This is a genomic window from Leptolyngbya sp. FACHB-60 (assembly GCF_014695775.1).
Lineage (GTDB): Bacteria > Cyanobacteriota > Cyanobacteriia > Phormidesmidales > Phormidesmidaceae > Nodosilinea.
The window spans coordinates 139,393-148,636 of sequence record NZ_JACJOX010000011.1; the positions used below are offsets into that span (position 1 = coordinate 139,393).

11 protein-coding genes are annotated in these 9,244 nt (G+C 53.1%); 6 read left to right on the forward strand and 5 right to left on the reverse strand.

From position 1 onward, the window contains the following. Window positions 1-182 precede the first annotated feature (182 nt). Window positions 183-1,091: an alpha/beta fold hydrolase gene (locus tag H6F57_RS03215; RefSeq protein ID WP_190629536.1), complete on the reverse strand. Its 909-nt coding sequence runs from the start codon at window positions 1,089-1,091 to the stop codon at window positions 183-185. A gap of 63 nt (window positions 1,092-1,154) precedes the next feature. Continuing rightward, window positions 1,155-3,542, reverse strand: a complete 2,388-nt coding sequence (locus tag H6F57_RS03220) for an alpha/beta hydrolase (RefSeq protein ID WP_190629538.1) — start codon at window positions 3,540-3,542, stop codon at window positions 1,155-1,157. Between the two features lie 396 nt (window positions 3,543-3,938). Here H6F57_RS03220 and H6F57_RS03225 point away from each other — a divergent pair, with 396 nt between their 5' ends. The 3 genes from H6F57_RS03225 to H6F57_RS03235 all read left to right on the forward strand — a co-directional run bounded on the left by H6F57_RS03225 (window position 3,939) and on the right by H6F57_RS03235 (window position 4,799). Then, entirely contained in the window at window positions 3,939-4,079 is a 141-nt protein-coding gene (locus H6F57_RS03225) for a hypothetical protein (RefSeq protein ID WP_190629581.1), read from the forward strand. 104 nt (window positions 4,080-4,183) lie between these two features. Next, a complete protein-coding gene (locus H6F57_RS27100; protein WP_199289869.1) occupies window positions 4,184-4,390 on the forward strand; it encodes a hypothetical protein in 207 nt (68 codons plus the stop codon). Continuing rightward, window positions 4,380-4,799, forward strand: coding sequence for a PIN domain-containing protein (locus H6F57_RS03235; RefSeq protein WP_190629540.1), 420 nt, complete (start codon window positions 4,380-4,382; stop codon window positions 4,797-4,799). The genes H6F57_RS27100 and H6F57_RS03235 overlap by 11 nt, the downstream gene beginning before the upstream one ends. Before the next feature lie 159 nt (window positions 4,800-4,958). Here H6F57_RS03235 and H6F57_RS03240 read toward each other — a convergent pair whose 3' ends face one another. Beyond that, window positions 4,959-5,117: a hypothetical protein gene (locus H6F57_RS03240; RefSeq protein WP_190629542.1), complete on the reverse strand. Its 159-nt coding sequence runs from the start codon at window positions 5,115-5,117 to the stop codon at window positions 4,959-4,961. A 29-nt stretch (window positions 5,118-5,146) separates the two neighbouring features. Next, window positions 5,147-5,953: a FecR family protein gene (locus tag H6F57_RS03245; protein ID WP_190629544.1), complete on the reverse strand. Its 807-nt coding sequence runs from the start codon at window positions 5,951-5,953 to the stop codon at window positions 5,147-5,149. Between the two features lie 169 nt (window positions 5,954-6,122). Here H6F57_RS03245 and H6F57_RS03250 point away from each other — a divergent pair, with 169 nt between their 5' ends. Then, a complete protein-coding gene (locus H6F57_RS03250; RefSeq protein WP_190629546.1) occupies window positions 6,123-6,560 on the forward strand; it encodes a hypothetical protein in 438 nt (145 codons plus the stop codon). A 9-nt stretch (window positions 6,561-6,569) separates the two neighbouring features. After that, complete coding sequence (locus H6F57_RS03255; RefSeq protein WP_190629548.1) at window positions 6,570-7,394, forward strand: TlyA family RNA methyltransferase; 825 nt, start codon at window positions 6,570-6,572, stop codon at window positions 7,392-7,394. A gap of 11 nt (window positions 7,395-7,405) precedes the next feature. Here the strand turns inward: H6F57_RS03255 and H6F57_RS03260 are convergent, their stop codons facing one another. Then, window positions 7,406-7,987, reverse strand: coding sequence for a TetR/AcrR family transcriptional regulator (locus tag H6F57_RS03260; protein ID WP_190629550.1), 582 nt, complete (start codon window positions 7,985-7,987; stop codon window positions 7,406-7,408). Between the two features lie 236 nt (window positions 7,988-8,223). Between H6F57_RS03260 and H6F57_RS03265 the strand changes: the two genes are divergently transcribed. After that, window positions 8,224-8,967: an SDR family oxidoreductase gene (locus H6F57_RS03265; RefSeq protein ID WP_190629552.1), complete on the forward strand. Its 744-nt coding sequence runs from the start codon at window positions 8,224-8,226 to the stop codon at window positions 8,965-8,967. Window positions 8,968-9,244: the final 277 nt, after the last annotated feature.

Consider the following 9,244-nt stretch of genomic DNA (forward strand, 5'->3'; position numbering starts at 1 on the left):
GGTTTTAACTCACTCTAAGGTCGATCGGCCAGGTAATAGTCATAGAGATTACGAAATTCTTATGATTGACCATGGGGCATGGCTAGGCCGGTGTAGATTGGGTGGCGCGATCGCAGAACCCCACACCCCCCTCACCGTTGGGTATTCACTTCGTTTCACCCAACCGCCGCTTTGTCTTACAACTAAGCTTTGGGCAGCGTGTCCAACCAGTCTATCAGCAGTGGATTGACCACCTCGGGGCGCTCGTCGTGGGGGCAGTGGCCAGCGTCGGCAATGCCGTGGAAGGTAACTAGGCTAGGACGTGCTACATCGTCTGCCAGCTGGCGGTAGACCTCAGCGCCTTTGATTGGCGTCCAGGGATCGTTTTCGCCCCAGAGCACCAGTAGAGGTTGAGTAATCTTGGGCAGCAGCTCCTCGGGTTTTGGCCCCGGCGGTGCGGTGACGATGGCGGCGAACACCTTTTGCGCTGAGGGCTTGCAGGCAGGGGTGTAGATCATCTCAATTAGCTCGTCGGTGACGGCGGCGGGGTTGCGGTACACCTGTTTAAGCGAGCTGCGAATGCGACCCTTGCGGCGCACCTGATTAAACACCAGTGGCCCAACTTGGGGCGAACTCACCAGCCAGGTAAAAGCTCCCATTACCCAGTTCAGCGGCGGGTACAGCTCCTCGGGGCGGTGGTTAAGGCCACCGGCGCAGTTGAGCACAGCGCCAGCCCTCACTTTGTCGGGATGGTTGGCCAACATCATGAGTGTCAGCAGCCCACCGATGGAGTTGCCGACGTAGACCGTTGGGGTGTTTATGAACTCAGCCCAGAAATCGGCCAGCAGGTCTTGCCAAAGGTCGAGGGTGTAGGGCATCTCCGGCTGATCCGAATCGCCGAACCCCAGCAGATCGATCGCATAGACCCGGTGCCCGGCCGCTGCCAGAGCGGGAATGTTTTTGCGCCAGTGGCCGAGGGAGGCCCCAAAACCATGAATGAGAACGATGGGTGTTCCTTCACCTGCGACGGTGTAGGCGATCGCATGGCCCCGCCAAGTCCAGGTGTGCTTTTCGATCGACGCCAGCGAGAGGGAAACCAGTTCAGCAACCATGGTCAGAGATTGTAACGAAGTGTGACTGTACTCATAATACAGCCGTCCTAGGATTAGTAGTTTTCATTCAAGCCCCAAAACGTTTTCCTCGTAGCATTTCCTTGATAGCAGCACTTGAATTTGCTTTCTCTGACAAATGCCAGACAGCACTTGAGTTAGGGCAATTCTCCGGCGCTGTTCTGCTGAGGAGTTTGGGCAATGCTCTGCCAAATCGCTCAAAGTCTGGGCGTAGAGAGCAGTCAAATGTTGATCTTGCGTGAAGGTGTTTTGCTCACTCAGCTCATCTAAAAGCTTCTCGAAGCCCACGCTGGCCAATCCATAGATGACAAACTTAGAAGAGCTGGCCTCGGGCCTAGAGGGGCGCTCTAAATCAGCGTTGTCAAAGTACCCGCCGTGGGTGTCAATGCGTCCTCGAAAGTAGTCTTGTGTTAAGGAGAAGTAATCGCCGATGCTCAAAGATTTTTTTCGCTTTGCGTGGCTCAGTACACCTACGAGTTTTTTGTCTGCGTTGGGTTCGACATAGTCTGTGCAGTCAAAGAAGCTAAAGAGTTCACCGATAGGGGTTTCTCCAGGTGCTAAGCCAACGCTTCTTTGCCGCGCAGACATTGGGGTTTTCTCGCGGATATAGTTGTAGTCGAGGGGAAAACGCCAGGTAATAAAGATCCTGCCTTCAATAGCTAGGGGTTCTTCGGCGATCTCCTCCTGGTCTTGGTATTTGAAAAACCTTCCATGTCTAAATACAGCTAGCTGATCACTGCTAATCTTGATGGGCTCTCCATAGGTCGAGGCCATGGATTGGCCCTCAGCTTTTTCGAAGATTTCTAGATTTTCTCCTTTGATTCGGGCGATATGTCCCCGTTCGAGCAAAACAAACTGAGCGTCGTCAAAAGCAAATAATTTGTCGCCCTGGACTCGGCAAAAATGATTTTCTTTAATTGCTTCGAAATGCCAGTAGCTATTGGCTTTGTTTTGAAGTGAAGCGATTTCTCCACTGGGGAGCTTAACGATCTGCCCCTGCTGCAAACAATCAATCTTGCTGGCTTGAAGCTTATGGGGCTCAAGAAAATCGTGCAGCACCTCGTAGAGAGGGATCATTTGACCATACTCAGAATAGTTAAGCATCTCGCCTTGAAGGTTGACGATCGCACTGCCCTCAACTTTTGCCAGCTGTCCGCCACAGATAGCACTTTGTACGTGCCCTTGGCTGGTCAACATATCTTGCAGTTTAACTAACAGCCCATTGGGAAGTCTCGCCAGAATACCGTAATCTTCGGGCTGTTCTTTACCCTCTTCTTTTGGCCCTATTCTAGATCTTCTAACGGTGACATTGCCAAGGCGGTAGCCGCCAGCTCGAGTTTTCGAAGGATAGCAAAAATAGTTGGCCGCTGTAGAGGCCAAACGCAGGGCCATGTCGCCTTCGTTACTAAACAAATAGGCCTCTTCAAATCGGCGTAGGGAAGACTGGAGAAAATTGGCTCTTCCAGAAATGATGGTTTCGGCGGGAATATCTGGTGAAACTAGCACTAAACGGCTGAGGCAAAATACGTTGCCGACAGCAGGCGAGGGCTTTTTTTGAGTGTCGGCAGTGCTCATGGTGCCAACAGATCTTGCATCGAACACATCCGAAAGAATGCGTACAGCATTGGTGACGACAAAGGCCCCCATACTGTGACCGATAAACGATAGCTTGATGCGGCTCTTACCCCAATCTTTTTCTGCCTCAGGGGCATCTTTGGTCAAGGTATAGTCAATTTGACGCATCAGCTCTACCAAGTCCGGGGTGCCAAAATTGTTGGCCCGATAGTTGTCTCGAAAGTAGACGACGAACCGCAATAGGATAATGGTCAATATGGGGGCAAAAAACAAAAGAGCAACAGCCGTCGCTAGGCCGGCAATGATCAAAGAAAGGACAGTACCCGGAATTTGAGCGGCGGTCGAAAACAAGCCAAACAACCAGGATATAAAGCTAATTAATAAGCCTGTAAAGCCCACAACAAAAAGAAGACCTGGCACAAAAGGTAGTGCATTTTTATAGTTTTTTAGTTGGGTGCTTAAGATCTTTAGCTTATTTTCTCCCGTTTTTGTCAACTCGCTGGGGATAATCTGTTCTGAGGGCCAGCGATAGCCGATCAGCACAAAGCCTTTGGCGCGGCTTTGATAGTGTTGGGCGATATGTTCTTGAATGCTGTCAAACCATTCTCTGACGGAGTCTGTGTTGGTGTTATAGCCGTGGATGACAACCAAGATTTCTGCATTGCCCTTATGTTCTTTGAGATAGCTGGCCATCTCTTGAATGTAGGATTCAGGGCTTGCAGAGATAGGGACGCTAGATGAGGTGCTGTAATCGAGGGGGTCATCTTCGACGTTGTGGGGGGCGGTGCTGGCGACAAAATAGCCAGGGAATTTGGCTGAATGATTGAGTTTTTGAATAAAAAGTATCGATGCACTCATGGTTGATCTTCTATGGGGCTTGAGCGAGCTTATGGAGAGAAATCAGCTGGGTAGAGGGTAAGAGGGTTTTTTGAGGTGGGTTTAGTGGTCATTACTAGCCTAGTGGGCTTAACCATGCTCGGTTTAACACCCTTAAGTTCATAGTCTGTTAGATCTTCGCCGATTTCGTCCACAAAAACGCTAGAGCTTGTTTTGCACTGTAAATATAGCTAAAGGAACTCATCAATCTGGCAGTTTGAGTCAAGATCGACAATAACGTTAGGTAGCCTTAACCGATGCCAGCGGCATGCCCCAGCCCAGCCGCCGCCTGTTTTAAGAAAAAACTTTGAGCCAAGCGCTCAGGGGATTTCTGTTCCCCGCCGCAGTGCGGCGCGATACCAAAAGCTCTTACAGTGGGTGCAGACTCTAGAGAACGGTACCGGCTACACCCTGCCCATTCAGCAGCCCCGCTGCAATGGCCTAGTGCTAGAGCACCCTATCTCTAAGCTGGTCAACCAAGCCTACGGCCTCACCCCCGAAGAAATTGACCTGATGTGAAAAACCGCCCCGCCGAGGATGCCGTTTAGCCGTTCGTAGGGATGGCTGTTTACGATAAAGGTGAATGGTGGGCAATGCCCACCCTACTGTTTTAGGAGGGATTGATGAGCACGGCAGAAAGCATTTATGAACTCGTTAAAACGCTGCCTGAAGAAGAGGCTAGTTTAGTTCTAGAGTTTGTGGAGTTTGTGCGTCAACGTACTCAATCTAAAGTGAAAACTCTAACAACCTCTAGCGTTGGTGGTTTTCAAGCCGTATCTCTAAACACTAAAGGCTTCAAATTTAATCGAGACGAGGCGAATGAGCGCTAAAGCATTTCTCGATACTAACATCATTATCTATGGCTATTCTCAAGATGAGCCAGACAAACAGCACCATGCTCGCGAATGTACGCAAGTTAACCAATCCTGGATCAGCACTCAGGTTTTGAATGAAACTATCAATACCCTAAAGCGCAAGTTTTTGCTAGATTATCGCCAAATTGGTGCTGTTGTTGATGAGTTGAGCAAGCAGCATCAGCTAGCTGTCGTTTCGTTGGACACTATTCGCAAAGCTTTAGATATTGCCCAACGTTATCAATATAGCTACTTTGATAGTCTGATCATTGCCAGCGCACTTGAAATAGGGTGCGATCGCCTCTACAGCGAAGATCTTCAAGATGGCCAGACAATAGACAATACACTCACCCTTATCAATCCATTTAGAAATCAATCCATTTAGAAAGGCGTAGGGCTGGCAGTGCCCACCCTACCAGTGAGCGAGTGGGTATCTGCCTAAGATGAGGCTGCTTACCATGACCTCTAGTTAGTTTGGTAAGGCAAAATCCCCTCAGTAGGTTGAGCCCGCTGAGGGGATGCTGGGAGTTTAAGGGCAAGCGGGTCAAGCCACGCTGTCTACCTTACGGGTGGGGCGCTTGCGATCGCTCTTGCGAATGCCGTCCGCCATCTCATATTCATAGCAATCTTTGCCATACTTAGCTGCCACAGCAATTTGGGGGCGATCGCCGAGACGATGCCGATGAGCAGTTGTACCCTTCAACCCACATCAACCTTCATACAGGCGTCAGGTTATTCCAGAGCATCGACCGTAGCTTCAAGCTCAGGGCGTGTCGGCAGTGGGCGGTCAAAGCCATTGACGAGCCGGCTTTCCTCTAGACGCTTCTGGGCGGTAGCTCGATCGAGGGGCTTTACCTGCTGACTCAGCGATTCGATGTCTTGCTCACCTGGGTATATAAACAGCTGCTCGCCACTGGTTAAAACCACCTCGTTCTCGCTGTCCGCTAGCCGAAAGGCGACTTCCCCTTCCCAAGAAAAAATTTCGATCGGGGCATTGGGATCGTCTGCGATGTTGACAAACACCGTGGTGCCCCGAATACCGGCAATGCCTGCGGGGGTGACAATGTCTATGGGTTCTGACAATGCGCCTTCGGCCCAGGTGATCATTTGTCCGGCGTCGAGCTGGAGCTGGTTAGGTTGCAGGGTGAGGGATGCATTGCCGCCGATGCGAAACATCGCCCCGGTGACTAAGCCCACCTCGGCTAGGGCCTGATCGGCGGTGCGAATTTGGTCGCCGTAGGTCATGGCCTGGTCAACTTGGGCTGGCTCAGGCTCGCCTTGGCCGAGGGTGACCGTTACAGGGTTGGCGACAATGGCTTGGATAGTGGCGATCGCCGTAGACTGGTCCTCAGGGGCGGTTGCCGACGGGGCTTCTTGGGCTGGCTCAACCGGCGTCTCGGGGGTTGAGGCGCGATCGCAGCCCGCTAGGGCCATGCCCCCTGCAACTAATAGAGCAATGGAGAGAGATTGGCCCTTGAGGGCCACGGTCTTTGAGCGGCCCCTGAGGCCCAACGCGATTCCCCTGAAAACATGTTGCATAGTTAGTGTGGGGCTAAGGGTTAGAGTGCTGAGTCATACCTTTAGGTTATTCAGGTTGAGACGCTGATTTTCCGGCAGGGTTAAGAGTCGGTGCTATCGTCGGGTTGACCTCAGCCCTTGGCAGAGACGTCTAAACAGTTTTTGGTCTATTTGTTGGAGATTGAACCCTGTGGAACTGGTGATTTGGCTATCGGTGGTGCTGGCTGTGCTGGGCTTTGGCATGGGGGTAATGGTGTGGGCCTATCGCCGCCCCCTGGGCAACAGCGCCTTGTTTCCGGCTCCGGTGATGGAGCTTTCCACCCCTATCGGTGATGACGCTAGAAGTCAGTTTGAGGCGGGCTGTGCGGCCTTTGCCCAGGGCCGTTACCCCGCTGCCATTGACCAGTTCACCGCTGTAATGGTGGCCGAGCCTGACTGCGCCGAAGCCTTCCACAACGGTGGCTTGGCCCACGCCAATATGGGCACTGATGGGCAAGCTGTGCAAGCATTGCTGAAAGCTAGCGAACTGTACGATCGCCAAAGCACAAAACCCCGGCTCGATCTGGTCAAGCAGCAGCTCGAACAAATTGCCAGCCGCCGGGGACTCAAACCCAGCACCGCTGCTTAGGGAGCACTCATGGCTAAACAGCGTCTAGATGCCCTGCTTGTGGATCGGGGTTTGTGCGAATCGCGGCAGCAGGCCCAGCGGCTAATTCGTGCTGGAGAGGTGCAGGTCAACCACGCCATTGTGGATAAACCGGGCACGGCCTTCGCCGAGGATGTGGAACTGCTGGTAAAGGCGCGATCGCCCTTTGTCTCGCGCGGCGGCGAAAAGCTAGCCAAAGCCCTGAGTGAGTTCCCCATCGAGCCCAAAGAACGGATTGCTCTGGACGGCGGTATTTCGACTGGTGGCTTTACCGACTGCCTGCTGCAAGCGGGGGCCGAGCAAGTCTACGGCATTGATGTTGGCTACGGTCAGGTGGCCTGGGCCCTGCGCCAAGACCCCCGCGTCGTGCTGCGCGAGCGCACCAATCTGCGCCACCTTACCCCCGAGCAGCTCTACGGCGAGCATGACCGCCGCCCCGATCTGGGAGTGATGGATGTGTCGTTTATTTCATTGACTAAGGTGTTACCTGCCTTTTGGGCGCTGCTGGTGCCGCCGCGCGAGGTGGTGCTGCTGGTGAAGCCCCAGTTTGAGGTGGGGCGCGATCGCGTCGGCAAAAAAGGCGTCGTGCGCGACCCTGGGGATCAGGCCGATGCGATCGCCAGCGTGCTGGCCTCGGCCCAATCTCTTGGGTGGGTTTACCAGGGGCTCACCTGGTCGCCCCTGCTCGGCCCAGCAGGCAACATCGAATACCTGCTGTGGTTGAGCCAGACAACCAAGCAGGAGCCTGGGCATGCTCCTCTGCCAGACGACCTCAAAACCCTAGCGATCAACGCCCGTCTTGCTTTAGAGGGCTAAAAGAACGGCCTCTATACGCTGGCCCCAATGAGAACAGCCGCCGCTGCCTTTGCTTGGTCAGCGGCCTGGGAGTGCCCCTGCATCATCGCAACTACCGTAGCCCCCTGCATCAAAATCATAATCTGATCAGCTAGTTCCTTGGGGTTAGGCAGGTTGGCCTCATTGATGAGAGCCAGCATGTAGTCAGTAACGGCCCTCTGATGCTCAAGGGAGACTTGGTAAGCTGGATGCTCAGGGTGCACCAGCTCTATCGCCGAGTTGATAAAGGCACAGCCACGAAAGTTAGACTGCTCAAACCATTCCTTAAGGGCGTCGAAGACAGCCAAAACAGGCGGCTGCCCTGAGGCCACAGCGTGACGGGCGATCGCCTCTTGAAACCAGACCCGCCAGCTGTTGCGCTGCTCCTCTAAACAGGCGGCAATGAGCGCGTCTTTTGACTTGAAGTGGTTGTATAGCGACATCTTAGCCACCCCCGACTCAGCAATGATGCGGTCGATACCAACGTTGTGGACGCCCTCTTGGTAAAACAGCTCAGAGGCCTTTGCCAAAATGCGATCGCGAGCACAGGGTTGCGAAGAAGCCGAGCGGGCCATAAACAGAACACTAGACAGATTTGTCTACATCTTAATACACGGGCACGCGGATCCATAAACCGAAGGAGATTTTGAGATGCAAGAAAACATGCTGACAAATAGACAGACCTGTCTACATAATCTATGGAAAGGTCGTTCTAAACAACTTTAAAACGGCCTCCATCGGTGGTTTTCAGGGTTCCTCTGGCTACAGCTGTCCGTTTTTTCTCAAACTTACCTATTTCTGGATGTTTCCTATGGGTTTCGATGTTTCTGGCAAAGTAGCGCTAGTTACGGGTGCTAACCGTGGCATTGGCAAAGCTGTTGTGGAATCTCTGCTTCAGCACGGGGCCGCTAAGGTCTACGCCGCCGTGCGCAATCTAGATTCAGTCACTCCGTTGGTAGAGGTGCACGGCGATCGCATCGTCCCCATCCATATAGATCTGGCTCAGCCAGAGACCATTTTGCATGCCGCCCAAGCCGCGACCGATGTAGAACTGGTAGTCAACAATGCAGGCGTGCTGCGCAATGCTGGCCCACTAGCAAAGGATGCGATCGAGGCGCTGCAATTCGAGATTGAGATGAATGTGGTGGGACTAATGCGCATGGCCCAGGCTTTTGCCCCAGTGCTTAAAGCCAATGGTGGCGGTGCCTTTGTGCAGCTCAACTCGGTGGCCTCGCTGAAGAGTTCTGCCAACTTCGCTACTTATTCAACCTCTAAAGCCGCCGCTTATTCCATGACCCAAGCGCTGCGTGAGAAGCTGTCCGCTCAGGGAACCGCTGTCGTTAGCGTTCATCCCGGCCCCATTGCCACCGAGATGGCTCAAGATGCTGGGTTGGCAGACATTGCTGAGTCGCCACTGCTAGTTAGCGAAGGCATTGTCACCGCGTTAAAGGCAGGCACCTTCCACCTCTTTCCCGACACTTTAGCGAAACAGATTGGGGCAGCCTACCAAAGCTTTGCCACCAATGTAGTCGAGGCTAGCTTGGCCGAAGCGTAGCTCCTAGCTCAGCTACAGGGCTTGGGATTCACAGACTAGCAGTCAACCAACTCGGGTTTTGACAGGCCATGGAAGCCTGGAGTATAAGGTCACAGGTAACAGGTTTGAGGCATGCCTGTTACCTGTTGCTTGGTTGAGCACTATCGCTCTTCAATGACTCTAGGCGGAGGAAAGTAGTTGTGAGGTCGGTAGAGACGCGCCTGGAAACAGATTCATAAGCCCAATGAGCGCCTGAAAACCTTTTTCCAACTGAGGAACGGGGAACACCTCCAGCCAA

What these genes read in the sequence shown, in the direction of transcription:
- H6F57_RS03215 (WP_190629536.1), bottom strand. Translation starts at nt 1,091, where the DNA reads ATGGTTGCTGAACTGGTTTCCCTCTCGCTGGCGTCGATCGAAAAGCAC.
- H6F57_RS03220 (WP_190629538.1), bottom strand. Translation starts at nt 3,542, where the DNA reads ATGAGTGCATCGATACTTTTTATTCAAAAACTCAATCATTCAGCCAAA.
- H6F57_RS27100 (WP_199289869.1), top strand. Translation starts at nt 4,184, where the DNA reads ATGAGCACGGCAGAAAGCATTTATGAACTCGTTAAAACGCTGCCTGAA.
- H6F57_RS03235 (WP_190629540.1), top strand. Translation starts at nt 4,380, where the DNA reads ATGAGCGCTAAAGCATTTCTCGATACTAACATCATTATCTATGGCTAT.
- H6F57_RS03245 (WP_190629544.1), bottom strand. Translation starts at nt 5,953, where the DNA reads ATGCAACATGTTTTCAGGGGAATCGCGTTGGGCCTCAGGGGCCGCTCA.
- H6F57_RS03255 (WP_190629548.1), top strand. Translation starts at nt 6,570, where the DNA reads ATGGCTAAACAGCGTCTAGATGCCCTGCTTGTGGATCGGGGTTTGTGC.
- H6F57_RS03260 (WP_190629550.1), bottom strand. Translation starts at nt 7,987, where the DNA reads ATGGCCCGCTCGGCTTCTTCGCAACCCTGTGCTCGCGATCGCATTTTG.
- H6F57_RS03265 (WP_190629552.1), top strand. Translation starts at nt 8,224, where the DNA reads ATGGGTTTCGATGTTTCTGGCAAAGTAGCGCTAGTTACGGGTGCTAAC.